We start from the raw sequence: 26,509 nt of genomic DNA on the forward strand, positions 1-26,509 counted from the left end.
TAATATGGTATACATTAACAAAAAAAAGGGGGTGGCGAAATGCTTCTGCTGCATAAAGGCGAAATATTGTTTCGCCAAGGGGAGACGGGATCGCTCTACCATCTTCGCAGCGGCATGCTCAAGATCGTCCGAACGCATGAGGACGGCAGTCCGCTTCTCGTCAATATTATTACGCCGAATGAAACGATCCCCCACCATTCCTTGATAAGCCCGATGCCCTACCACGGCACGGCGATCGCGCTCGTTACGAGCGAGGTGGTGACGCTTGCGCCGCGCGAATGGTATGAGGAGCTGGGTCGCAGTCCGGAGAAATACCAGGAGGTCGCTTTGCTTCTTCAAAGCAAGCTTCGCATGATGCAGCAGCGTATTGATCAATTGGCGCAGGTGAAGCCGGTGGACAAGCTGATCAAGCTGCAGCAATGGTTCCGTCAATATATCGGCGCATCTTCGCTAACGGACGTCCTGACGCAGGACGAGATCGGTCAATTGATCGGCTTGCGCCGCGAGACGGTCAACCGGCTGCTTCGCGCTCAAGCCTCCGATTTCGAGGCGAGGCTGTCGGAGGGCCCGAAAAACTCGTAGCGGATGTCGTCCGCAGCGACTCCCCATTCGTTCAACATGCCGTACACCGTCTTCATGAAAGGGACGGGACCGCAGAAGTAGAAGCTCGAATCCGGCGAAGCGACGATCGTTTGCAGCCATGCCAGATCCACATGTCCTTCTTTATGGAAAGCGTGCTGTTCCCTGTCGCGCAAGGTCGGCTGATTGTACGCATAATAGACTTTGAGTTTATCGTGTTTCTTATGCAGCGCTTCAACCTCTTGCCTCATGGCATGCACATCCCCGTTCTGCGCGGCATGGATAAATGTAATATCGCGCCCGGGCTGTCGTTCAAGAGCTGTCCGGAGCATGCTAAGCATTGGCGTAATGCCGACACCTCCGCTGAGCAGGACAAGCGGCCGTTCGTCTTCCTTATTCAGCGTGAATTCCCCGGCCGGCGCCGACAGCCATACCGTATCGCCTTGCCGCAGCTGTTCGTGCAGATAGACGGATACGATGCCGGCCGGTCGGTCTTGCAGCGTATTTTCGCGTTTGACGGTAATGCGATAATAAGGGTTGCCAGGCGCATCGGATAAAGTGTATTGACGGATGTGCGTGTACGTCTCGCCGGGAATTTCCAATTTAATGCTTATATATTGCCCAGCTTCGTAAGCGGCAAGCGCTCCCCCATCCTGCGGAACGAGGTAAAAGGAGTCAATAACGTCGCTTTCCTCTACTTTTCGCTCAACGGTGAATGCTCTCCAGCCGTCCCAGCCTCCGGACTGACGCTTTGCCTCCTCGTACATTTCGGCTTCAACGCTAATGAAGACATCGGCAATGACACCGTAAGCTTCACCCCAAGCCTGCAAAATGTCATCCGTCGCAGCGTCGCCAAGGACATCCTTGATCGCCTGCAGTAAATGATGGCCGACAATCGGATAATGCTCCGCCTTCACGCCCAAGCTGCGGTGCTTATGCGCGATTTGTTTGACCACGGGCAGAATGTCGGGCAGCCTGTCAATATGCAGAGCGGCCGCATACACCGTATTGGCAAGCGCCGTTTGCTGTCTTCCTTGCTTCTGGTTCGCATGATTGAAAATATGAAGCAGCTCGGGATGGCTTGTAAACAGCATTTCATAGAAACGCTTCGTAATGGCAAGACCGTGCACTTCGAGAACCGGAACGGTTGATTTGATAATAGCTACTGTGTTGTTGCTTAACATGTAATATCCCCTCCTGGAGGTTTATACGAATAGTTGTGTTGATGCAGCCTTAGTATAAACAATCGCAGGAAGTTATATATGTGATTGAAAACACAGCAAAAAGCAACGATTTGTGACGGAACGCCGAGTTGGAGCTAAACGCGTCGGCCTAGAAACTGCTTTAGCTGCTGAGGCGTCTCAAATTCGGTGATAGGTACGGCATGCGACTGGAGAAGGGAGCGCAGCCGCTCATCAAGGAGCTGAATCATGTCCCGCAGCTCGGCTAATCGATCCGGAGCGAGCAGCTTAGGCAGATCAGGCAATCCGGCAGCGATATATTCATGCATGTAGTCCGCGGTGGCGAGCACGGCGCTTGGCCAAAAGCCATTCTTCGTAAAATAGAGGAAACGCGCGATCTCATCCTGGGCGCCGATGGACCAGAAAAAAGCTGTCGTATAATCGTTTGCCTCGCAAGCCGTTAACAGCTTGTCGAATTGCCCTCTGATTTCCTCGTAAAATCCTTTCATACGGCCTTCGTAGTCAGGTCCGGCTGCATAAAGCGCCTTTTGGGCGTTCAACAGTTCCAGCATATCTTGCACAAGCTGCTCGCATGCCTCTTTTATTTTCGTTGACTCGCTTGCCTGCTTAATAGTGTGCATTTGTTCATTAAGCTTAGCTGGTTTCAGTTGAAATTGGTTGATTTGTTCTGCGTTTTTGCCCCAGCCTTTCGAGAAGTAGGTGCCGTTAAGCAGAGCGAGGCCATAAAGCACATGGGTCAGAACACCGTGCGCCTCCGTTCGGATCAGCGTCAGATCACGGATTAGATGGGTATGGAGCAGAGACATTTGGTATAGATGAATGTATGCGTCTCGCAAATGATTTTCCGTTTTCTCTAGAAGGGCAAGCGATGGCTTGCCGGTTTCGGAAATTCGCTTGCGGAGATGCTCGAAGCGGGCAAGATCGGCATCCGAACGGACGTACAGCAGCTTGCAGTCGGCAATGATGGACGTATTCGATTCTTCGAAAGCGGCCATCCGCTCCGCTCGCTCCCAGCCGATGGGCCAAAAGTCGAAGCTGATGCCGCCGCATAGGAACGAGAGCCCTGCGCCGAAACCATGTGGAGTTGCTGGAATGAAGAAGAAGTCGAGGTCGGAGCGGGAAGTAGCCGTTCCTTGCGCATATGAGCCGTAATACGCGACCAAGGCTACATCGTCTTTAAAGCGGGTTTGTATATGCTGAATGAGCGTTTGGGCAACATCGAACACGTTTACCATGACATTCACGCCTCCTTTAACGGCTTGCAGAAGATGGGGATCACCCAAAGTATATAGGAGGCCGGCAACGTTCATCCGATAAAGAATGGTTTAAAAGGAGTTGTTGGTTCGCTTTCGGTAGGCGGAATAAGTTTCCCGGCCTCTCCTGCCGACATAATGTTTTTGCCTGTATTTCGTACAGTCTAATCTGCTCCAATCGCCTGTTAAGCGACTTCTGAGTGGAAAACATACAGTCAAAACCGGCATTTTAGCCCCTCAGCAGGGTTCCTCCGTCCATTAGGCTGTACAAAATCCAATCAAACTTTGATATCGTATCGTTTCCGGCCATTTGACTGCACAAAATCCATTCATATCCCGAATAGGAAATGGACAATCGAAAAAGGACCGCAGCCCCACTTTACAGTGGAAGCAGAAGGTCCTTTACGTTATAATTTGAGACCGCCTACTCCAGGCAGCGATCTTGGAGCGCTGAGCGCTTATCGGCATCGAGGCCGAACTCTTGCTCCAGGAAGCTGTTCGTGTCGCCGTACTTCGTATCGATAGCGCCGAATACGGCTTCCATGAACTCGCGGCGAAGCTGGAACATCGCTGACAAGCGCTCCATTTGCTCCTCGTCGAGCAGCCCAGCCAGCTGCTCTTTCATCTTCTCGTTCATCGAGACTAGCGTGACGTTCGAGATCAGATAGTCTTCAATAATCGTCTCGCGGTCGACGCCGAGAGCAAGCAGAATGAAGGCGCTGCCGATGCCGGTACGGTCGCGTCCGGCTGCGCAGTGGTGCAGCAGTCCGAGACTCTCCGATTCCTGGAGGAGCGACATCAGCTTCTTGAAGGAGGCATTGTCGATGGCCATCTGCACATACATGTCGGCGAACGTCTCGACGGACATGTTGCGGAACAGATCGGACTTCAGCATCTCGCGAATATCGCCTGTATTATGAGGCTGGTTCATCGCGGGAACGCGAACGTTGGCTACGTTGTCGAAGAGAGGGTCCGGCTTAAGCTCGGCTTCCTTGTCGTCGCGGTAATCGAAGACGGTTTTAATGCCCAGCGAGGCGAACAACTCGCGATCGCTCTCCGTCATGCCTGTCAGCTCGGCCGAGCGGAAGAGCAGCCCGCGCTTCACCTTGCGCCCGTCAATCGTCTCGTATCCGCCCATGTCGCGGAAGTTAAGTACGCCTTGGAAAGGCAGAACGTTTACATTGGAATCGTTAACTTGCTTCGTTGTCGTCGTCATTTGTTCGTATAAGCTCCCTTCATCTAAACCCGTTTCTTTCGTTAACATAACTGGTACGCAACTAGAATACAAGTTGAATGTTAACTTAAAATCATTGGCATGCGAAGGTTTTGTAAAGGGACAGGAGCTGTAATTTTGTGGTTGACATCGTTTTCATCGGATGGTAAAGTGACAAGTAGATTTTATTCGAGAGGAGGGTTACGTTACATGCGGAAATTTATGAGAGCCATTGCAGCTGGAATCATGATCCATCGTTTCAACATGAATAACGTAATCCATCCGCGCGTCATTTCCCGGTAACAAGGGAGTATACCCGTCAATAGGGGCGCAGGGTTACGTTACCGTAACTTTGCGCCTTTTCGTTTGCCGCAATCGGGTTGCGGCAGCCTGTACGCAGGCTGCCCTCACGTCCCGCGGCGGAAGGAAGAAGCGTGTCGTTGCGGCGGCGCGCTTCTTTTGTTTTTTCTAAGGGAAGAATGTCGTAAGGATGGATAGCGGAAGGTGTGGTAGAGAAGGATGTTTATTGTACTCAAAAAATTAAAATGGTTTTTCGGCATGAACTGGAAGCGGTATACGCTAGCGATCACGCTCCTCGTTCTGACGGGATTCATTGATGTTATTCCGCCGTGGCTGATCGGTTATACGATTGACGGCATTCACCAAGGCGTGCTGGGCGACGCCGACTTCCAGCTTATTGTAGTCAGCTGGATCGCTTTAACGATTATCGGGTATGTCATTACCTATGTGTGGCATTATCAATTGTTCGGCGGCGCGTTCGTGCTGGAGCGATTGCTTCGGTCGAGGCTGATGCGGCATTTCCTGCGTATGACGCCGACGTTCTACGAGCGCAACCGTACGGGCGACCTGATGGCCCGCTCGACGAATGACCTTGGCGCAGTGGCGACGACAGCCGGCTTCGGCATCTTGACGCTCGTCGACTCGACGCTGTTCATGATTACGATTCTGATCGTCATGGCCGGCCTTATCAGCGTGAAGCTGACGCTTGCTTCGCTTCTGCCGCTGCCTCTTATGGCGCTGGCGATGAGCTACTTCGGCAAGAAGATTCACGAGCGCTTCATGGACGCGCAGGACGCCTTCGGCGACCTGAACGACCAGGTGCTGGAGTCTGTAGCGGGCGTGCGGGTTATTCGCGCTTTCGTACAGGAGGAAGCAAGTGAAGCGAGATTCAAAGCGAAGACGAAGGAAGTGCTAGGCAAAAACATCGCAGTCGCCAAGATCGACGCATTGTTCGAGCCGACGATGAAAGTGCTTGTCGGAACGAGTTACTTAATCGGTTTATGTTACGGCGGTTATCTCGTATTCCATAATGAAATTACGCTTGGCGAGCTCGTCTCGTTTAACGTATTCCTCGGCATGCTCATCTGGCCAATGTTCGCGATTGGCGAGCTTATTAACATTATGCAGCGCGGCAACGCTTCGCTTGACCGTGTCAATGAGACGCTCGGCTATAAGCCGGACGTTCCCGAAGCTGCCGATCCGGTTGCGGTGAAGGAGCCGGAAGGTCTTCAGTTCCGGGATGTTACGTTCCGTTACCCGTCCTCGACAGTCGACAACTTAGCGGACGTGTCGTTCACGCTTCGCCAAGGCCAGACGCTCGGCATTGTCGGTCGGACCGGCAGCGGCAAAACAACGCTGCTGAAGCAGCTCTTGCGCGAATACCCGCTTGGACAAGGCGATATTACGATTTCGGGCGCATCGATCGGTCAACTGCGCACGCTGGAGTGGCTGCGCTGGGTTGGCTATGTGCCGCAGCAGCCGATTTTGTTCTCGAGAACGGTAAAGGAAAATATTATGTTTGGGAAGAGCGACGCGACGGATGAAGATATGCAGCGTGCTCTGCAACGCGCTTCGTTCGCGAAGGATATTCAGTTCCTTCCGGACGGTCTCCAGACGATGGTAGGCGAGAAGGGCGTTGCGCTGTCCGGCGGCCAGAAGCAGCGGGTCAGCATCGCGAGGGCGCTTATCGCCGATCCGGAAATATTGCTGCTGGACGACGCTTTGTCCGCGGTAGACGCGAAGACGGAAGCGGAAATCATTGACGGCATCCGTACGGAGCGCGTCGGCAAGACAACGCTCATTACGACGCACAGGCTGTCGGCCGTGCAGCATGCGGACTGGATTATCGTCCTCGACGAGGGACGCATCGTACAGGAAGGCACGCATGAGCAGTTGCTGGAGAGCGGCGGCTGGTATCGCGAGCAATACGATCGCCAGCAGCTGGAAGCTTTTATCGAAGAGTAATAGGTGCAGATTCATAATTTAGGGGCGTGAAGGACAATGAAACAGACAACGGGCAAGAGGTTGTTTCAATACGCCATGCTTTATAAGAAACCGATCCTGCTGGCGCTGCTGCTGCTCGTGCTTGCGGTCAGCGCGGAGCTTGCAGGACCGTTCATCGCTAAGCGAATGATTGACCAGAACATTCTCGGCATCGAGAAGAAGTGGCATGAGGTTTCGGCGGATCAGCCGTATGCGGTTCTTTATAAAGATAAATGGTATAAGCGCGAGGATCACTTCGCTGCGAATGAACAGAAGGGCGCGGAGGTTCGCGTGCTTCAATCGGTACGCCAGTTCTATTGGCTGGAAGAGCCGCTGAAGTTCGAAAGCGGCAAGCGTGTCGTCACCGATGGCACGATGACCATAACGAGTAAGGAAACAGGCGAGCAAGCGAGCTATCCCGTGACCAAGCTATCGTCCTCGGAGCTGTATAGCTTCTACAAGCCGGAATTTCCGGCTTTGCTGACAATGGCGGCGCTGTACTTCGGCTTGCTGCTGCTTGTGGCCGTGTTCACGTACGGCCAGCGGCTAATGCTGCAGACGTCGGCGAACAAGATCGTCCGCCGGATGCGGAACGACATCTTCGCGCATACGCAGCGGCTGCCGGTCAATTATTACGATAATTTGTCGGCGGGCCAAGTCGTCTCGCGCATCACGAATGATACCGAGGCGATTCGCGAACTTTACGTCGCGGTGCTGGCAAACTTTTTTACAGGCATTATTTATATGGCGGCCATCTACGGGGCATTGTTCCTGCTCGATGCAAGACTGGCGCTCATTTCGCTGCCGCTCGTGCCGATCCTTATCGTATGGATTATCGTCTACCGCAAGTTCGCGGCGCGTTATAACCGCATTATCCGCTCCAAGCTGAGCGAGATTAACGGCATGCTTAACGAATCGATTCAAGGGATGCCGATCATTCAAGCGTTCCGTCGCCAAGAGGAGACGAACAAGGAATTCGAGGCGCTTAATGAGCATTATTATAAGTATCAGAATAAGCTGCTTAGCCTGAACTCCATTACATCCCATAACCTCGTTAACGTCGTACGGAACATTCTGTTCCTCATCGTGATCTGGCTGTTCTGGGGCGATTGGTTCGGCACGGCCGTGTCGGTAGGCGTTCTGTACGCCTTCGTCGATTACATGAACCGGATGTTCGCGCCGATTGTCGGCATCGTGAACCAACTTTCCAACTTGGAAACGGCTCGCGTATCGGCTGAGAGGGTGTTCCTGCTCATGGACGAGGAAGGTATCGACGTCGTGCCTGGCACCATGGAGCGTTACAAGGGCGATGTGCAGTTCGAGCGCGTCTCATTCGCTTACAAGAAAGGCGAATACGTGCTGAAGAACATAGATTTCCATGCGAAGCAGGGCGAGACGGTCGCGCTTGTCGGTCATACCGGCTCGGGCAAAAGCTCGATCTTGAACCTGTTGTTCCGCTTCTATGATATTAATGAGGGCCGTATCGTCGTGGACGGCAAGGAAGTTCGCGATATACCGAAGCAGCTGCTCCGCCAGCATATGGGCATCGTGCTGCAGGATCCGTTCCTGTTCACCGGAACGATAGCTTCGAACGTCAGCCTGGATAACCCGGCGATCAGCCGGGAGAAGGTCGAGCAGTCGCTGCGCGATGTCGGCGCGTACGAGATGTTCAGCGTGCTGCCGGGCGGTATTGACGCGCCGGTTATCGAGAAGGGCAGCACGCTGTCGGCTGGCCAGCGGCAACTGATCTCGTTCGCGCGGGCGCTCGCATACGATCCCGCGATTCTGATCTTGGACGAGGCGACGGCGAGCATTGATACGGAGACCGAGGCGATCATTCAAGAGGCGCTCGATGTGCTCAAGAAGGGGCGCACGACGTTCGTTATTGCGCATCGGCTGTCGACGATTCGCGCAGCCGATCAGATTCTTGTGCTGGACCGCGGCGAAATCGTCGAACGCGGCAACCACGAGCAGTTGATGGAGCATCGCGGCAAATATTACGCGATGTATCAGCTGCAACAGGGCGGCGCGACGCAGCCGGCTTAAGGTGGCTTAAGGTTTGCCTGCTCCTTGCCGAGCGAGGAATAGTGACGGTTCTCATGAAATGGTGAGTTAAATCTCACTATTTTGCGGTGATGTTGGCTGTTTGCGGGGATTAGCGAGGCAAACCTCATTAGCCGTGAAGCTAACTTCACGGGCAGTGAGCTTTGCCTCATTATTTGTCGGTGAACGGTATCATTCAGCGTAAATAGTGAGTTTGGGTTCATATCTAGTGAGGTTATACGTCAAAGCAGGCCATATAAGCGAAGAAGGCTAGCTTCTCCATTAGGAGAGGCTAGCCTTCTTTATATATAAGGGGAGGGGTTAGTATGAGTAATTTGATAATTTAGGTTTTGAAGCGTCCGATCGTTTCATTCAGCGTGGTCGCTAGATTGCGAAGCTGCTCGGACGAGCTTGCGACCTCTTGCATCGAGGCTAGCTGCTCTTCGGAAGCGGCTGCTACGCGCTGCGCGTTGTCTGCCGATGTAGCTGCAATGCCTTCGAGCTGGTCAAGCGAAGCGGCGATCTGCTCGCTGCCGGCCGACATCTGCTCGGAAGCGGCGGATACCTCTTGCACTTGGCTGGATACATCGCGGATCGACGTAACGATGGCGCGGAACGATTGACCTGCCTTCGCGCTCACGATTGATCCTTCTCGGGCTGCGACTGCCGATTTCTCCATCGTCAGCACCGCATGCGACGTACCGCTACCGATGCTGTGCAGAATTGCGCCAATCTGCTCCGATGATTCCTTCGAACGTTCGGCCAGCTTGCGAATTTCATGCGCAACAACAGCGAACCCTTTGCCATGCTCGCCGGCACGCGCTGCTTCGATCGATGCGTTAAGCGCCAGCAAATTCGTCTGATTCGCGACGTCGCCGATCATTGCGAGTATGCCGCCGATCTTATCGCTTTGCTCCTTCAGCTCGTGAAGCGTAGCGACGGTCGTCGATACATGCTCTTCAATCTCGTGCATCTGTTGTAGCGTAGAATCAATGACACTCTCGCCTTCGGAAGCAAGCTGGCTTGTATCTGCGGCTAGCTCGGATACGGAAGAGGTTGATTCCGCAATACGTTGTATACCCACGGTCATCTCCGTCATTGCACGTTGGCATTCTTGGAAGCTTTGCAACTGCGTATCTGAACCAACGGCAACCTCTTGAATCGCTTCCGTCACATCTTGCGTTGCTTGTGAGGTCTGCTCAGCGCTTTGCTGCATGTTGGCCGCAGCGCCCGCAACCTCGCCTGAAGTCGTGCTAATATTGCCTGCCAGCTCGCGCAGGCTTGCGATCATCGCGTTAAACGAGGTTCCTACTTGAGAAATTTCATTTTGCCCCTTAACCGCAACGGCAAGCGTAAGATCACCCTGAGCGGCTAACGCCGATACTTCTGCCAGCCTCTTGAGCGGCTTAAGCACCAAGCGGATAAGCGCGACAGCTATTAGAATAGCGATGACTGAGAATATGGCGGAAATGGCAATGCTTTTCCATAACAGCTCGCTAAGCTTGGCGTTAATGAAAGCATAGTCGATATCGACGCCGAACATTCCTACTACTTGACCATCTTTAGATTCAAGCTCAGTCATTAAGGTGACCCATTGCCCTATGTCGTCCTCATAAACCTTGGAAATCGCAAATCCGTCTTCCGCTGCTTCCTTGAACGTCGGCTCGACAATCTCCGGAATCTCATAAGTGTCGCCAGGACCGAAATCGGCAGCATGAAGCGCTTCGTTGCTTTGCATAACGGTCGCAATCTTCTTGCCGTCTTGCTCGGCTATCTCGGGCATGTATATGTAAGCATTCGCAACTAGTTCGTTCTTTATCATCGTGTCCAGCAGCTGCTTAAGTTGTTGAAAAACATCGCCCTCCGTATCGCCGCCAGCCTTAATTTCCTCGTAACCGCGGCCTAGCAAGAAGTAACTGGCTTCCATCTGGGCACCGAGTGTTTCTCCGGTACGAATAATCTCCTGCGTAAAGGCGGTTTTTTGGCTGTTATAGGATAACGTCTCCGTAACTCCGATAACGATAATTAATAATAAAGCTAACACAATTGAACTTGCCACTACTAAACTTTTGTTGAACGCACGAAACATCCTATCACTCTCCAAAACATTGATTATGATGAATATCGTCGATTTATGTCGGATTATGTAGGTGGTAATTTAAGGAATCGACAATTCTAGTTGTATTTTCTGCAATAAGCATAGCAATGGGATATTAGAAAAATGCGAGATTCAATGTTAGAAAAGTGTTGAATATATAAGCTTCTGAGCAGAATTCAGCTAACTTTCAGTCGGCTTTAAAGGACAATTAAGGAAGCCGGGGTAGGATGTTCCTGTAACAACATTATCGATGAGAGGTGGAATTACGAATGCTTCAATTGAAACCGAAAGCAAAAGCGATAACGGCAGGAGCCATCGCGCTTACTTTGACACTAGGAGGAGGCGTGCTTTGGAGCAGCCAATATGTGAATGCTGCTTCGGCTGACGTTGCTCAGACCGATTCAAACCAAACCGGCAAAGCTGTCGACGGCGCAGAGAAGAAGGGCAAGGACGGACAATTCGGCGGACATGGCCTTGGAAACATACAAGAACAGCTTCTCGTTTACTTGGGTATTGATGAAGCAGCGTTGAAGACGCAGCTTAAGACGAGCACGCTCAGCGAAATCGCAGTGGCGCAGGGCAAAACTCGCGAAGAGCTGAAAGCGAAGCTAATCGAATGGCTGGAGGCGGAGCGTGCGAGCGCCCCAGACGCATCTGCGGACACCGATAAGCAGAAGGAAGGACAAGCAGAGAAGACGAAACCAACCGCTGCCGAGCAGGCGGAGAAGCTGCTTGATTCCAAAGGCGGCGGACAGGGGCTGGGCAAGCATGACGGTCGCGGCGGCAAGGGCTTTGGAGGCGGAGGGCTTGAAGCGGTAGCTGCAGCGTTGGGTCTAGGAGCGGACGAGCTTAAGGAGGCTCTAGATGGCGGAAAAACGATTGCGGCACTTGCTGCTGAGAAAGGCATAGCCGTTCAAAACGTTATTGATGCGCATGTAGCCGAAGTTAAGGCGAAGCTCGCCGAGAAACTTGCGGCGGGAGAGTTGACGCAGGAGCAGTATGACGAGAAGCTTGCAACCTTGGCTGAGCATGCCGAGAAGCTGGTAAACGGCGAGCTTCAAGGGCGCGCTCAAGATGGCGGCAAAGGTCCGCGGGGGGAGCGTCCTAACGGAGCGCGCGGTGCCCAGAAAGGTGACAAGCCAGCAGCGGAGAATGGGGCACAGGCAAGCGAAAGCGAATCGGCATCTCAAGCCGAAACCGGAGCAAGCGCTTAAGACGAACAATGGCAGTACAGGTGGCTACTCCTGTACTGCCATTCGTTGTTTGTGCAGTGCTTTATGCTGCACTGCCGGCCAGCAGAGCTTCGAACTGATGCGCCGGAAGAGGCCTGCTGAACAAGTAACCTTGCAGTTCATCGCACTTCAGCTCTTTGCAAAATTGCGATTCGTCATCGGTTTCCACGCCTTCTGCCACGACCCTCATATCCATACTGTGCACAAGCTCGATAATAGCCCGAACGATCGAGGATTTCTTCTCGTCGGTTGTAATGCCTTGAATGAAAGAGCGGTCCAGCTTCACATCGGAGATCGGCAGCCTTTGCAGCTGATTAAGCGTTGAGTAGCCGGTGCCGAAGTCGTCCATCGAGATTAAGATGCCGAGCTTGCGCAAATACTGGATCGTTTCAATGACTTGCTCCATATTGCGCATGAAGACGCCCTCCGTAATTTCAATGCTGACGTATTCCGGCGATAATTGTGTATCTTCTAACGCGGTTACGATCATTTCGATTAAGTTTCCTTGGAAAAAATGTCTCCCGGAGATGTTAACCGATACGCATATCGGAGGTAAACCCGCATCCTGCCACGCTTTGTTCTGGCGGCAAGCTTCGCGGAACACCCATCGGTCAATTTCTAATATGAAGCCCGCCTGTTCGGCAAGCGGAATGAACTTATCTGGCGGAATAAGGCCCAGTTCTGGATGCTGCCAGCGGATAAGCGCTTCTATGCCGCATAACTTCCCTGTCGAGGCGCTCATTTTCGGCTGATAGTGTAAGGAGAATTGGTTTGTTTGCAGCGCATTATAGAGTCCGTTCTCCAAGTGCATCTTCTCTGTCATGACCGAGGCCAGTTTCGGCTTGTAGAAGCGGTAGCAGCCGTCGCCCTCCTCCTTGGCGCTGTACATGGCGATATCCGCATTGCTAATAACGGTGTCGATATCTTCTCCGTCGAGCGGATATAGGCTAATGCCAATGCTGATTGTCAAGTAAAGCGGCATGCCGTCGATTTCGAAAGGCTTCGAGAATGCTTCGCCGATCTGCTCCGCCATGTTGTGCACCTCCGCAACGTCGGTGTACGAGCCGGCGAAGACGAATTCATCGCCTCCGAGACGAAATACATCGAAGCTCGTTGCAGTCTCTGCGAAGCGGCTGGCAGCCTGCTTCAGGAGTCTATCGCCGGTTGCGTGGCCAAGCGTATCGTTTACTTGCTTGAAGCGATTGATATCGGCGAACATAACAGCAATCTTATGTTCATTGCCAGCGTGTATCGTAATCATGTCTTGAATATGCTTCGTAAAGTGAAGCCGATTCGGCAAGCCTGTCAGCATGTCGTAATAAGCGAGGCGATGAAGTTTCTCCTCCGATTGCCCAAGCATATACGCTTGAGCTTGCAGGCGCTCGCTGTTTTTCTGCGTCTCACCGAACATATGGACGAGATTGACCGCCATTTGCTTGAAGTTGCTAATTAAGGCGTGAATCTCGAAAATATTGCTGGACGGCCATTCGATCAAGTCTTCCTGCTTCAGGCGGCTCGGCAGATTGTTCGTCGCTTCGGCTAATCGCTTCAAGCTTCTGCCTAGCCAGCGGTTAATGAAGAACGCAACAAGCGCAGCGAATAAGGCGAGTGTAATTAAATAAATGAAATGCGTGATGTATTTATTAAAAAGATAGTATTGATAGTTATGTAAAGGAATATCGATATGGATCATGAGGCCCGTATCATGGATGGACGAGGCGTAACGGAACTTTCCTTCATGCCAAGTCGAGATATGGAGCGGATGCTCTTTAAGTACAGGAATAAGCAATTGAAGGTTGTTGCTTAACGCTTTGTTAATCCGGTAGCTTGAGGTGTCATTACGGATGCTGCCGTTCCAAGGGATGACGGTGCCGCTTCCATCTGTAATGGTAATTGTATATAGAGCGGACGAATGCTTGGCAATCAGCGATTGCAGGTATGCAAGCGTGGCCTCAGACTTATTATCTTCATATCGGATCCTGCTCTCCATATACTCTCTTCCGATCATCGAAGCTACGCTGCTGGATAGCTGCTCGGCGTGGCGGCTGGCTTCCTTGAATGAGCCTGTGCTGCTAATGTAAATATTCAATAGAAACGGCAGTATAACGCACACGACCGAGAAATGAAGCATGACGCGGTTGAGGGAACTGGATCTGCGCCAATCGCGAGCGATGCCGGACCACCTTGAGAGCGGCAAATATTGCAGGGCAATATCGGCACACAGCGCGTTCAGCAGTCCGTTTATCGCCACAATCGATGTAACGAGTATCAGATCGGTCCCCATAGCGTTATATTGACCGACATGCGTAAGATACGTTAGCGGGGCGGCGATGAGCAGCCAGAAGGCGGCGTCGCAGACGAACAGGTGACTCGGGTACTTGCGAACGAGCAGACCGACAATGGCAATTTCCAGCAATCCGATGTAATGGAATAGAGATTGTTCCATAAGCTGAGTCCCAATCGTATGCACGACTGCGGCGGCCAGTAATCCGGGCCAGAACCCGAACAAGCGGAGTCCGACTAACAGGAATACGCTTGTAAAGGTGAATGTTATGCCATATAGAAAGGGATAGCCAAGTCTCTCGCTGATTAAAGCGAGCAACGTGCATAGTAGGAAGGACATGGCGATGATCCATCGATTACGCTTCGGTTGCTGTACAGTACTCAATTCGGGCCTCCTGGTAATATGTCAATGGAACGATTATGGTTGGATTTGACAATAAAAAAAGGATGCCAAACGGCACCCTCCTGCAGTCACAAATCATTAGGGTAACCCGGCGATCATGGCGTGATTACGCTGTAGACCCGTAGCTTTGCGTCCTATGCTTTCGCATAGTTTGCCCTTTGCCTATCCGGCTTTTCACCTAATATTCGACAATTTATTCTAAAATCCTTCTTTTTTTGCGTGAATTAGTAAACTATGCTTTCAGTACGTCGTGATCGACATAACGTTCGCCATTCATTTCGCTAATGATGTTGATAGCTGCTTTGGCGCCGTCGCCGGCTGTAATGATCGCATGAACGCTTACGCCTGCTACCGTTCCCGCGGCCCAGATCCCGGGAATGCTCGTTTTGCCGCTTGGATCGACTGCGACAACCGTCTTGATGCGCGGCTCTGTACCTGGCTTCGTCTGAACGCCGATATGCTCCGCAAGGTCAGTTGCGGCTCCAGTAGCGAGCAGGACATGCTTGGCTTCGTAAGTTCCGCCATCGGATTCAATCTTGAGACCGCCTTCGATGACTGTGATGTTCTGAACGGTTTCTTCCTTAATCTCGGTACCGAATTTGAGCGCCTGCTTCTTGCCTGTCTCGATGAGATCAGGACCGCCGATTTCGGACACGCCGTAATGGTTCTCGAACCATGCGCGTTTTGTCATCCCTTTGTTATTTTCGAACATGACTGTTTTTTTGCCTGCCTTGGCGCTAAAGATCGCTGCGCTTGCTCCTGCGGGCCCAGCTCCGATAATTGCAATATCGTACATGCGTCCAACCTCCATATGAATTTATTTCGTTCCTTTTGTTTTCGCCAATATTATATAAATGTTCCGCGGCAAAAATCAATCGGACAATTCTAGTCCGTTCACGATAAGTTCATTATTGATACGTTGCATTTGAATCGCGTCTTTGATATAGTTCGATTATCAAATAGTTCTACAGTAGAATTAGTTTGTCCGAGGCATTGAGGTCACTAGGTGTTCGGACTATTGCGACACAGAAGGAGGATCTGATGCAGGAATGGATCTCAGACTATCCAAAGAAATTATACATCGCTACGAGGCTGCCCACTTCTTGGTTAACCGTCGATTAAACGCCTTGATACGCGAGCTGATGCCGGAAGAGCTGACGATCGACCAGTTCTCGACGCTGCGATATTTGCATAGCCAAGGGAGAAGCACGTCCTCGGAGCTGGCTGATATTTTCTGCGTGGGCAAAAGCTCGATTACGGCCATTATTAATCGTCTTTTCTACAAGAATCTGATTTATCGTTTGCCTGATGAGAAGGATCGGCGCGTCACTTATTTAGCGCTGACTGAGGAGGGAGAGCAGCTTTTTGACGAGATGGATGTGAAGATGTATGAGCTGCTGCTAAAGTATATTAGCCCGTTCGACGAGCAGGAAGCGATCACGTTTATCCAGACGTTCGAGAAGCTCGCTCATGAACTGGGCAAACCACAGTAAGGCTATGAAGCGTAATCGTGAAGGGAGAGCAGAGAGAGAATGAGAGTCATACTGAAGCTAAAGTGGTTAGTGCTTGTGTTATGGATTGCGTTGGCGGCAGGGCTGATGATTACAGCGCCGGCAATGGGGGAACTTGTACGCACGAAAGGACAGATTGGCGTGCCGGACGGCTACTCCTCGCATATCGCCAGCGATCTAGTGAAGGAAGTAGGTGGCGACGAAGGCGCAAGCGGCATGGCGACCGTGCTCGTCTTTCATAAAGAAGGCGGCCTATCGGAAAGCGATCTAGCCGAAGTGAAGGGCGGCGTTGATAAGCTGAAGGCGGAAGGCGAGTCGATCGGCGTCACGTCGGTTACAAGCCACTTCGATACGCCTGAGCTCAAGCCGCAGATGATGTCCGAGGACGGCAGCACCGTTCTGACACTTTTGAGCGTAGAGGCTGGCGACCGGGAGCTGGTCGAGCTAAAGGACGGTCTGTATGAGTCGCTGTCCGACATCGGCATTGAGCATTATTATACGGGCAACTGGATTATCTCCGAGGATGTTGTGCAGAGCTCGCAGGAAGGGCTTAAGAAGACAGAGCTTATTACGGTCGGATTCATTCTTATCATCTTATTCATCGTCTTCCGTTCGGCGGTTGCGCCGATTGTGCCGCTGCTGGCGGTTGGCTTTACTTACCTCACCTCACAATCGATAGTCGCATTCCTCGTGAAGTATGCTGACTTTCCGCTATCCAACTTTACGCAAATTTTCCTCGTTGCCGTATTGTTCGGCATTGGCACGGACTACTGCATACTGCTGATCAGCCGCTTCAAGGAAGAGCTGGCGCATCGCGGCGACATTACGGAAGCGATCGTTCATACGTATCGCACGGCAGGCAGAACCGTACTGTTCTCCGGGCTTGCGGTGCTGGTCGGATTCGCGTCGATCGGCTTCTCGACATTCATGTTGTATCGTTCAGCCGTAGCGGTCGCTGTTGGCGTAGCGGTGCTGCTTATTGCACTGTTCACCATCGTACCGTTCTTTATGGCTGTGCTGGGCAAGGCGCTGTTCTGGCCGGCGAAGGGCTCGCTGGAGCATAAGCCGAGCAAGCTATGGGGCGCTGTCGGCAACTTCTCGCTGAAGAAACCGGTGTGGGCGCTTGTTATATTGGCGGTAATCGTCGTACCGTTCCTCACTGCTTACAAAGGCTCGATCTCGTTCAATTCGCTTGACGAGATTGGCGACAAATATGATTCCGTTAAAGCATTCAATATTATTGCGGAGGGATTCGGACCAGGCGAATCGTTGCCAACGACGGTCGTCGTGAAGACCGATCAGCCGCTGGATACGCCTGAGGGACTGGCAGCACTGGAGCAGGCGAGCCGCGAGCTGGCGAAGGCCGAAGGCGTGAAGGCGGTTCGCAGCGCCACGCGGCCGATGGGCGAAGCGATGGAGCAATTCCTCGTCGCCGACCAGGTAGGCACGCTCGAGGATGGCCTTGGACAGAGCGGAGAAGGGCTCGGCAAGATCGGCAGCGGCTTGTCTGAGGCGAGCAACGCGCTGAACGAAAATGCGCCGAAGCTGGCCGAAGCGGTCGACGGTGCGGGGGAGCTCGTCTCCGGCACGAATGAGCTGAAGACGGGCGTCGAGCAGCTTGGCGCCGGTCTGAGCAAGATCGAGCAAGGGCTGCTGGACGGCTCAGCCGGAGCGAAGGAATTGACCGCCGGGCTTGAGCAGGCGCATGCCAGCGCGGTTCAATTGGCTGCTGCGAGCAAGGAGCTTGCGGGCAGCTATGAGCACCTTGGCGGCGGTCTGGATCAGTTGACCGGCGCCTATAGCGCAGTCGCTGCTGAGCAGGCGAAGCTGGCGGAAGGGCTCTCTGGCGTGCAGCAAGGCTTAAGCGGGCTGACGGACAATTATCCTGGACTGGCGGAAGATGCCGCATTCCAGGAGGCGCTTGGCGCGCTCGGCCAGCTGCAGCAAAGCGCTGCCGGCGTTCACGCCCAGCTTGCGCAGATGAACGCGCAGCTTGGCGCAATCAATACCGGCATGAAGCAGGCGAATGCGGGCTTCACGCAAGCTTCGCAAGGCCAATCCGCGCTTGCAGGCGGACTTGAACGATTGGCAGCTGGCATTGCCGAGCTGCAGAAGGGCATTGCGCAAGCAGCGGCAGGTCAAGGGCAGATCGTCACCAAGCTGCCGGGCGTAACGCAGGGTCTTGGTCAACTGACAGAAGGGCAGAAGGAGCTGCAGTCGGGCTTCGCGGCGCTTGGCGATCAGCTCGGCGAGCTGACAAGCGGACTCGACGATAGTGTTAGCGGACTTACGCAAGTGACGGATGGCCTGCAGTCGGCTGGAGGTTACTTGAATGGTTTGGCAGATTCGCCGAATAAACAAATGACGGGCTGGTATATTCCCGAAGAAGCGATTGCGAACGAGGAGTTCCAATCGGCACTTAATGTGTATATGTCCGAGGATCGCCACACGGCTAAGTTCGATGTCGTATTCCGTACAAATCCTTACGAGCAAGATACAATGGCTGAAGTTCCTTCGCTCGAAGCAGCCGTGGAACGGGCACTGAAAGGCACGGCATATAGCGATGCCGAGATTGCAATCGGCGGCGTGACGAGCATTAACCACGATCTGAGCAATATATCGTCGGCCGATTATTCGAAGACGGTTGTGCTCATGCTGATCGGCATAGCGATTATTCTGATCGTGCTCTTCCGTTCAATCATTATGCCGCTCTACATGATCGCCTCGCTGCTCGTTACGTTCTACACTTCGATGGCGATTACGGAAGTTATATTCGTACGTTTGCTCGGTTACTCGGGCGTCAGCTGGGCCGTGCCGTTCTTCGGCTTCGTCATGCTGGTGGCGCTCGGCATCGACTACAGCATCTTCTTAATGGATCGATTCAAGGAATATCGTCACCTGTCGCCTTCCGAGGCGATCCTTGAAGCGATGAAAAATATGGGTACCGTCATTATGTCCGCTGCCGTCATTCTCGGCGGCACGTTCGCGGCGATGCTTCCATCGGGAGTCATGTCGCTGCTGCAAATTGCAACGATCGTCCTGTGCGGATTGTTCTTGTATGCGATGGTTATGCTGCCGCTGTTCATACCGGTCATGGTACGCATGTTCGGCCCAGCCAACTGGTGGCCGTTCATGGGACGCGAGCGTGATGCCGACTCAGGCGCTTCCATCGGTTCGCACGGTCAGCGAGCTCGCATTGCCTCGCATGACCCGAAGTAAGTCAGGGGTTTGTTGATCATTCAAAGAGGCCGTCCCAATAGCCAGTATGCTGTTGGGACGGTTTCTTGTTGTTTATGTGGAGGTTTTATATGAGATAGAGATCGTTTCTATATCTATTTCTCGCAAGTAAGTTGAAATTGGTGGAATAGATATACTTTTTAACTTTATTCGTCATGAGGCTTGGTGTTGGTTTGGGATTCGTATAACTCAAAGACCCCATACGCCACTGAATAGTGGAATATGAGGTCCTTGTCGCGAGTCTTGATCATGCAACTAAAATTTCTTCGTCCGTTGCAGCTCCAGCTGTGGTTCGGCGGCGGATGCCGCAGCTTCCTGCTGAGGGAACTGCAGCTCATACAGCTGCTTGTACCTGCCTTGTGCCGCAAGCAGCTCATCATGCGTGCCAGATTCGAGGATGACGCCTTTATCCAGCACGTAGATCGTATCGGCCTGCTGAATCGTTGACAGCCGATGCGCGATGACGAGGCAAGTGCGGCCTTCGAGCAAGTGCGCGAGAGCATCTTGAATCGACTTCTCGGATTCCGTATCGAGCGAGGAGGTTGCCTCGTCCAGTATGATAACGGCTGGATTTTTCAGTATGGCGCGGGCGATCGATATGCGCTGCTTCTGTCCACCGGACAGCTTCACGCCTCGTTCCCCGATCTGGGAGTCATAGCCTTGCGGGAACGACATAATGAACTCATGTGCGCTTGCAGCCCCCGCGGCAGCCTCGATTTCTTCATCGGACGCGCCTTGCTTCCCATAGACGATGTTCTCGCGTATCGTACCGTTCAGCAGCACAATATCCTGCGAAACGATGCCAAGATGCGATCGCAAAGACGCCAGCTTCAAATGCTGAAGCGAAATGCCATCGAGCGATACCGTACCCTCCTGGGGGTCATAGAACCGCGTCATCAAATGCGTAATCGTCGACTTGCCGGCACCGGAAGATCCGACGATGGCGGTAATCTTGCCAGGGGCAATCTCGAATTCAAAGTTCGTCAGCACCGGCACATCATTGTGATAGGCGAAGCTGACGTTGTCGAAGACGACGTGCCCTTGCACATGGGTCAGCGTAGTAGCGTCCGGAGCATCGGCAATCTGCGGCTGCGTTCCTAATATATCGACGATTCGCTCGTAAGCGGCAGCCGATTGTTGAATGGTATTAATGGTGCGGCTGAAGCGGCGTATCGGATTTTGCAGCAGGCGAAGGTATGCCATAAAGGCAACGATGGTGCCGATCGTCATGCTTCCGTCCATCGTGAAGCGTGCTCCGAACAGCAAGACGGCAGCAAGTCCAATGAACAAGAGCATGTCGATCACCGGCTCGAATACAGCCCGCGTCTTCACGGCATGCAGATTGGCCTTCATATTGCTCTCACTTCGCAGTGCAAAGCGATCCGCCTCGAAGTCTTCGTTGGAAAATGATTTAATGAGTCGAATGGATGATAACGTATCTTGCAGATGGTTGCTTACCTCGGCAACCGTCTCTTGCACTTTCTTAAATGCCGCTCGCATCCTCTTGCCGAAAAATTGCGTCGTAAGGAGCATTAGCGGAAACGTTGCGAGCACGATGAGCGTTAACTGCCAGTTGATCCACATCATATAAGCGGCGACGGCGATGAAGGTGAACCAGTCGGTTATGATCGACATCATGCCTGACGAGACGAGCTGCTGAAGCATGTTCACATCGTTCGTGACGCGCGACATTAGATCACCTGTGCGGTTGCGGTCGAAGAAGCCGATATCAAGCCGCTGGATATGCCGATACAGCTCGCCGCGTATGTCGTACACGGCGCGCTGGCCGACAGAAGCCATTAGTAAGCTGCTTAAATAGTTAAACAGCCCTAGCAGCAGCGCCGTACCTAGAACGCCCAGCGCTACCCAAATTAAGCTGTCGTAACGCTGACTCGGAATGATGTCGTCAATCGTCCATTGCGTAAGACGCGGAATGGCGAACTCTAGCAGCGACACGGCGATGATACAGATGAAGGCGGCTGCCATGAGCATCCATTGCGCTCGCACATGGAGAAACATTCGCTTGTACATGCTCCATATACTGCCGCGAGCTGGTTTCTTGGCCGGTAAAGGCGGCATTCGATTGCCCATAAAACCTGGATTCGGGTTCATGCTCGCATCACTCCGTTTCCTCGATAGCCCCGGTTGCTTGCTGCGCATATGCATCAAGCAAAGTATTGATCTGCTGCTGCTGCTGCGATAACAGCGATTGAAGCTTGGACGAGAGCTCCTTGCTTGCCGAAGCTTCTTGTTCGGCGCGCGTCACAAGACGAAGCAGGTCGAAGGACTCGTTCGATAGTCCAAGCTTGCGTCTCATCTTCTCGAATCGATAGGCTTCCACTTCCGGGGGCAGTTTCCCGTCCTCGTCACGTTTGGGCCGCTCGGGAAGCAGGGAGAGCGCGGATCGTCCTTGTTCGGTGATCGAGTAAACCTTTTTGCTGCCGTCGTCCTCTCTGACCGAGACGAAGTCTTTCTCCTCAAGCGCTTGCAGTGTCGGATAAATGCTGCCTGCGCTAGGAATATAGAGACCGCCGGATTGCTCCTCCAGCGTCTTCATAATCTGATAGCCGTGCATCGGCTCCTCGGCGAGCAGTCTGAGCAGCGCAATCTTCACGCCGCCGCGGCCGAAGTAACGTTTGCCGGAGCCAGGTTCTTTATGTGGATGCATAGTAGGTCTCACCTCGCTTGTATAATACGATATATCGTAATATTAAGTTAACGATATATCGTATTGAAGTCAATAGCCGTTTTTCTATCTTCGTAATGGTGTGCCTCTTATCATCATTGACAATGATTATTATTATTATTTACAATATCAGAAATTTTTAAGTAACTTACAGCGATTAACGTTAGAGTAATGCTTGAAACGGATTTTAATCTGCCATTGGTGTGATGATCTAGACTGCCCGTTGTGGTAAAATAAGAGCAAGGTTACTCATTTGATCTTCTATGGATGTGCCGAAAGCATGAACTTCAAAAACGACCACTTTCTCGAAAGAATCTTCTCCTTGCTCAGATGGTATTCTTAGTAGTTGCTGAAATTGTATGCGCTTACTATTTTCGACATGCGAATGTGGATACGTGGTGCGTTGTCGCAGTGAATGGACGGAGGATGTCTTGAAAGCAGCTGGCATTTTATTATATTCCGCTAAGAAACAAGGCCGTAACTGTATTGTATGGGGAGTTGCCGACCGATAAATAAGGTAGGACACAACGAAATATGCGCTACGGGGAGGGTATGGAATGGATAACAAGTGGAGGAAGCTCGAGCTCGGCTGGAATAAGCTTTTGCTGCTACTCGTACTTGTGTTTATCTTGCTCAGCGGGTGCGCCTCTCATAACGAGAACATAACCAGACAAGAAAGCAGTCCGCCTGGTGTGACGGATCGTATTACGATTAGGATTGCACAGAGCTTGCCTAATGATGTGCGAACCAAATCGTTGAAGGCGCTTATTCAAGCTTTTGAACGGCTGCATCCAAACATTAAGGTTGAACTCGTATCAACCGACTATGCCACGGCGGATGAGACGATAATGAAGCTGCTAGGCGAGGAGCAAGGGATAGATATTGTAGAAGTGAGAACCGGCAATATGCAATCCTTTATCTCGGAGGGACTTATTGAAAATCTTCAACCCTATGTTGCGCAATGGGACAAATATAGCATGTTAAGCGAGAACGCTCGTACTGCTGCAACCAATCTAGACGGTACGCCTTACTACATTCCGAGCGGTCTATACCAGTCACAATTGTATTACCGGAAGGATCTGTTCGAGGCGAAGGCGCTTCAAGTGCCTGAAACGTGGGAACAGTTGTATTATGTCGGGAAGCAGCTTACGAGCGCTCCGCGCAACCAATTCGGCTATGCCTTCCGGGGGGGAACGGGTGCAACCCGAATGTTGAATCAGATCATCCAAGCGTACAACAGCGACGATGTGAACCTGGGAGAGCCGATGTATAGACATGACGGAAGGTCCATATTTGCCTATGATGGAGCTCTTCAAGCTATAGAGCTGTATCGTAATATTTACGCCGATACATCGCCTCCGGAATCTATTAATTGGGGGTTCAACGAGCAGGTAGAAGCGTTCGCGAACGGCATGACGGCAATGCTGATTCAAGATTCGGACGCGATCGCTCTTATTGAGGAGAAGCTTGCGTATGGCATCTGGGCTACTGCTCCGCTTCCAGCTGGACCGGGCGGCGTATCTTATTACAGTGTCGGCGGGGCGGGATGGGGAATATCGTCCAAGTCGGGCCATAAGAATGAGGCTTGGGAGCTGATCACCTTCTTATCGTCGACAGACAACCATATGAAGTTTGCCAAAGATACCGGCGTTATACCGATCTATAACAATGTGGACGACTCGGAGTTTTTCAAAACTGGCGCGTTCGCTCCGTATATTCTTATGAATAACAATCCTGTACGCTATGCGGGAACGAGAACATTAGGCGGCTTTGCTCAAAATGGGGATTACACGCAAAATGGACCGGACATGCTAAGAAAGTATTTACGTGGAGATTGGACGGGAGAGCATCTGTTAGAACAGCTTGACGAGATGTGGAAACGATCGCCTGAGTAGGAACATACAAGCGTAACGATGAATGGACGTTGCTTCATTCGCTTACACTATCTCTATATGCAGTTTGACCTTCTCCTGCATCGCCGATACGATAAGAGGGATAGTCGATTAGGTGAAAGGAAGAGTAAAGTCTATGAAACGCTTATTAATTGTATTTACAGGCGGGACCATTGGCAGCAGAAGCGCAGGCCGCGAGATTCAGGTGAATGAGTCAGGCTCGTATGCCTTGCTTGACGCTTATCAGGCTAGCGGCTTGAAGCGCGACGAAGTCGTATTGGATACGATTCAGCCTCTTAATATTTTGAGCGAAAATATGACGCCGAATCATTGGAGCACTTTAGCCGCCACGCTCAAGGGAGCGGACTGGCGGTCCTATGCGGGCATTATTGTGACACATGGCTCCGATACGCTCGCTTATTCAGCGGCGATGTTCAGCTACTTGTTCGCTGACATTACAATACCGCTCGTGTTCACGGCGAGCAATTATCCTTTAGAAGACGAGCGGAGCAACGGTCTCGCTAACTTCAGCCATTCAATAGATTTCATATTGGACGGCGAGCTGCCGGGCGTTTTTGTCGTCTATGCGAACGACAAGTCCGAACCCATTGTCTATCTCGGTACTCGGATTACGCAATGCGAATCGTTCACCGATCAGTTTCGTTGTCCGTATGACTTGCCTTATGGCAAAGTGGTCAATCGTAAGTTTGTACGGCTTGCGCATGACCATAATCCGACACCGGAGCAGCTTCGCGGCCGCAAGGATTCCGGCTTGGCGGAATGGCAAAGTGAATCGCTTGCTATAGATTCAAGCATCGTATACGTGAAGCCTTATCCGGGATTGAATTATAGCTATTATCGGTTTGGCGAGGGCGGAGAGCGGCGGCCGAAGGCGATTCTGCATGATCTTCATCATTCGGGAACGGCTTGTGCGGTAGATGAAGAACCGTATTCCCTTACTCGATTTATTGAAGCTTGCCAGGCACAGCAGATTGACGTCTACCTTTGTCCGATCAAAGACAATTCGGATTCTATGTATTCCTCATCGCTGAAGCTGATTGAGGCGGGAGCGATTGTGATCGAGAAGCTATCGGTAGAAGCGGCGCTTACGAAGCTCATGTTGGGATGGGGCTTATATGGGGGATCGGATGACGATGCTCGCGAAAGCGTTAAGTCGTTCGTGACGGGCGCGTCTATCTTTTACGAGAGGAATGAAGCGTGCGATGTTCATTGATAGGGCGGAATTTCTAACGGCAGAGCCGCTGGCTCGGCTGATATCTTTTTACAACGAAACGCTTCAGTTTCCGATCGTAGACGAAGGCTTGAGCGGACGCGTTACGTTTCAGGCGGGCAGCTCCCGATTGGCTTTTGTATCCGTTGAGAGTGCAGAGAACAATCCTTATTACCATTTTGCGTTCAATATTCCATCGAATAAGCTGGATGAAGCGAAGGCTTGGATAAGCCGGCATGTGCAGCTGGGCGTTGAGGCAGGTGAGGATGTCTCGTATAGTGCCTTGTGGAATTCGCATTCGGTCTATTTTGCCGATCCAGCGGGTAATATATTGGAGTTGATTGCGCGTCATACGATGGATAATGAGGTGGACCGACCTTTCGATGCAAAGCAGGATGTGCTGAACATTAGCGAAATTGGGTTGCCGGCGCGCCATGTGCGGTCAACAGTGGATGCACTCGAGGCGCTTGGCATACCGACGTATAAGACGAGAGATGACAGCTTCAATCCGATCGGCGATGATGAAGGTCTGTTCATTATTCGAACGGTAGGGGGCAGGTGGCACTTCACGAATAAGACGGCGGAGAGCTTCCCTATACGTGCTGACATACGAGGGCTCGGTGAGTTACATTTGTATGAGAGCGGTCAGCAGCTCGTCATCGAGCAAAATTAATAATAAGTAGAGTAGAGGAGAATATGCGATGGGACAAACGGTTTTGCAGGTAGGAGATCAGGTGCCTAATTTTAAGCTACAGGCATCTAACGGCAAGGAAGCGGCACTTGCTGATTATGCAGGCAAGAAGCTTGTTATTTATTTCTACCCGAAGGATATGACGCCGGGCTGTACGACCGAATCTTGCGACTTCCGCGACTTCAACGGACAGTTCGCTGCGCATAATACGGCTGTTATCGGCATTAGCCCAGACGATCTGATGTCGCATGAGCAATTCATCGAGAAGCATGAGCTGCCGTTCCTGCTGCTGTCGGATACGGAGCACACCGTGTCGGAGCTGTTCGGTGTATGGAAGCTACGCAGTTGGGAAGGCAAGGAGTTCATGGGCATTGAACGCTCGACATTCCTGCTGGATGAGCAAGGCAAGATCGCCAAGGAGTGGCGCAGCGTGAACGTAGAAGGCCACGCAGCCGAAGTGCTCGAGGCCGCTAAGAGTCTGTAACGAACCAAGGGATACCCCAAAGCGCTTGAGAGCGCTTTGGGGTATCCCTTTCTGTTTTGCTGGCGCTGAGCGCCGCCACAACCGAAATAGCGCAAAAACCTTACGCTATTTCGCACACAAACCCCAAACCACCCCAAATAGCGCAAGAACGTTGCGCTATTTACCGCCACGGCCGCTCCAACCTCCGC

Annotated in this window: 18 protein-coding genes and 1 riboswitch; of the genes, 10 read left to right on the top strand and 8 right to left on the bottom strand. The window is 52.2% G+C overall.

The window, feature by feature from the left end; genetic code table 11:
- The first annotated feature begins 39 nt into the window (after nt 1-39).
- The gene (locus tag V8F51_RS13710; protein ID WP_337100834.1) at nt 40-582 is read left to right on the top strand and encodes a Crp/Fnr family transcriptional regulator; all 543 of its coding nucleotides are present in this window, start codon (nt 40-42) and stop codon (nt 580-582) included.
- Here V8F51_RS13710 and hmpA read toward each other — a convergent pair.
- The 3 genes from hmpA to V8F51_RS13725 all read right to left on the bottom strand — a co-directional run bounded on the left by hmpA (nt 531) and on the right by V8F51_RS13725 (nt 4,250).
- A complete protein-coding gene (gene hmpA, locus V8F51_RS13715; protein WP_337100835.1) occupies nt 531-1,763 on the bottom strand; it encodes an NO-inducible flavohemoprotein in 1,233 nt (410 codons plus the stop codon). The genes V8F51_RS13710 and hmpA overlap by 52 nt on opposite strands.
- A gap of 134 nt (nt 1,764-1,897) precedes the next feature.
- Nucleotides 1,898-3,091, bottom strand: coding sequence for a nucleotidyltransferase domain-containing protein (locus V8F51_RS13720; protein WP_337100836.1), 1,194 nt, complete (start codon nt 3,089-3,091; stop codon nt 1,898-1,900).
- 367 nt (nt 3,092-3,458) lie between these two features.
- The gene (locus tag V8F51_RS13725; protein ID WP_337100837.1) at nt 3,459-4,250 is read right to left on the bottom strand and encodes a tyrosine-protein phosphatase; all 792 of its coding nucleotides are present in this window, start codon (nt 4,248-4,250) and stop codon (nt 3,459-3,461) included.
- A 516-nt stretch (nt 4,251-4,766) separates the two neighbouring features.
- On the opposite strand from V8F51_RS13725, the gene V8F51_RS13730 reads away from it, so the two are divergent.
- On the top strand, nt 4,767-6,512 hold the full coding sequence (locus tag V8F51_RS13730) for an ABC transporter ATP-binding protein (protein ID WP_337100838.1): 1,746 nt from the start codon (nt 4,767-4,769) through the stop codon (nt 6,510-6,512).
- A 36-nt stretch (nt 6,513-6,548) separates the two neighbouring features.
- Nucleotides 6,549-8,576, top strand: coding sequence for an ABC transporter ATP-binding protein (locus V8F51_RS13735; RefSeq protein WP_337100839.1), 2,028 nt, complete (start codon nt 6,549-6,551; stop codon nt 8,574-8,576).
- A gap of 340 nt (nt 8,577-8,916) precedes the next feature.
- Here the strand turns inward: V8F51_RS13735 and V8F51_RS13740 are convergent, their stop codons facing one another.
- Nucleotides 8,917-10,662 (bottom strand): methyl-accepting chemotaxis protein, encoded by a 1,746-nt coding sequence (locus V8F51_RS13740; protein ID WP_337100840.1) that lies wholly within the window; start codon nt 10,660-10,662, stop codon nt 8,917-8,919.
- A gap of 278 nt (nt 10,663-10,940) precedes the next feature.
- On the opposite strand from V8F51_RS13740, the gene V8F51_RS13745 reads away from it, so the two are divergent.
- The gene (locus V8F51_RS13745; RefSeq protein WP_337100841.1) at nt 10,941-11,885 is read left to right on the top strand and encodes a hypothetical protein; all 945 of its coding nucleotides are present in this window, start codon (nt 10,941-10,943) and stop codon (nt 11,883-11,885) included.
- A 61-nt stretch (nt 11,886-11,946) separates the two neighbouring features.
- Here the strand turns inward: V8F51_RS13745 and V8F51_RS13750 are convergent, their stop codons facing one another.
- Together V8F51_RS13750 and V8F51_RS13755 are read right to left on the bottom strand one after the other, a co-directional pair.
- Nucleotides 11,947-14,571: a putative bifunctional diguanylate cyclase/phosphodiesterase gene (locus V8F51_RS13750; RefSeq protein WP_337100842.1), complete on the bottom strand. Its 2,625-nt coding sequence runs from the start codon at nt 14,569-14,571 to the stop codon at nt 11,947-11,949.
- Between the two features lie 97 nt (nt 14,572-14,668).
- Nucleotides 14,669-14,755: riboswitch (cyclic di-GMP riboswitch) on the bottom strand.
- Nucleotides 14,756-14,821: 66 nt separating this feature from the next.
- Nucleotides 14,822-15,385, bottom strand: a complete 564-nt coding sequence (locus V8F51_RS13755) for an FAD-dependent oxidoreductase (RefSeq protein WP_337100843.1) — start codon at nt 15,383-15,385, stop codon at nt 14,822-14,824.
- 253 nt (nt 15,386-15,638) lie between these two features.
- Between V8F51_RS13755 and V8F51_RS13760 the strand changes: the two genes are divergently transcribed.
- Nucleotides 15,639-16,082 (top strand): MarR family winged helix-turn-helix transcriptional regulator, encoded by a 444-nt coding sequence (locus tag V8F51_RS13760; RefSeq protein ID WP_337100844.1) that lies wholly within the window; start codon nt 15,639-15,641, stop codon nt 16,080-16,082.
- A 39-nt stretch (nt 16,083-16,121) separates the two neighbouring features.
- Entirely contained in the window at nt 16,122-19,319 is a 3,198-nt protein-coding gene (locus V8F51_RS13765; protein WP_337100845.1) for an MMPL family transporter, read from the top strand.
- Between the two features lie 273 nt (nt 19,320-19,592).
- Here V8F51_RS13765 and V8F51_RS13770 read toward each other — a convergent pair whose 3' ends face one another.
- Entirely contained in the window at nt 19,593-21,449 is a 1,857-nt protein-coding gene (locus V8F51_RS13770) for an ABC transporter ATP-binding protein (RefSeq protein ID WP_337100846.1), read from the bottom strand.
- A 7-nt stretch (nt 21,450-21,456) separates the two neighbouring features.
- Entirely contained in the window at nt 21,457-22,005 is a 549-nt protein-coding gene (locus V8F51_RS13775) for a PadR family transcriptional regulator (RefSeq protein WP_337100847.1), read from the bottom strand.
- Between the two features lie 575 nt (nt 22,006-22,580).
- Between V8F51_RS13775 and V8F51_RS13780 the strand changes: the two genes are divergently transcribed.
- From V8F51_RS13780 to bcp, 4 genes are all read left to right on the top strand, one after another.
- Nucleotides 22,581-23,918 (top strand): ABC transporter substrate-binding protein, encoded by a 1,338-nt coding sequence (locus tag V8F51_RS13780; protein WP_337100848.1) that lies wholly within the window; start codon nt 22,581-22,583, stop codon nt 23,916-23,918.
- Nucleotides 23,919-24,051: 133 nt separating this feature from the next.
- Complete coding sequence (locus tag V8F51_RS13785) at nt 24,052-25,149, top strand: asparaginase (protein WP_337100849.1); 1,098 nt, start codon at nt 24,052-24,054, stop codon at nt 25,147-25,149.
- The gene (locus tag V8F51_RS13790; protein ID WP_337100850.1) at nt 25,139-25,819 is read left to right on the top strand and encodes a VOC family protein; all 681 of its coding nucleotides are present in this window, start codon (nt 25,139-25,141) and stop codon (nt 25,817-25,819) included. Before V8F51_RS13785 ends, V8F51_RS13790 begins: the two co-directional genes overlap by 11 nt.
- A 28-nt stretch (nt 25,820-25,847) precedes the next feature.
- Nucleotides 25,848-26,321, top strand: a complete 474-nt coding sequence (gene bcp, locus V8F51_RS13795) for a thioredoxin-dependent thiol peroxidase (protein WP_337100851.1) — start codon at nt 25,848-25,850, stop codon at nt 26,319-26,321.
- Nucleotides 26,322-26,509 lie beyond the last annotated feature (188 nt).

Origin of the sequence: Paenibacillus sp. YIM B09110 (assembly GCF_037167145.1) — a bacterium.
In the GTDB taxonomy this organism is placed as follows: Bacteria; Bacillota; Bacilli; order Paenibacillales; family Paenibacillaceae; genus Pristimantibacillus.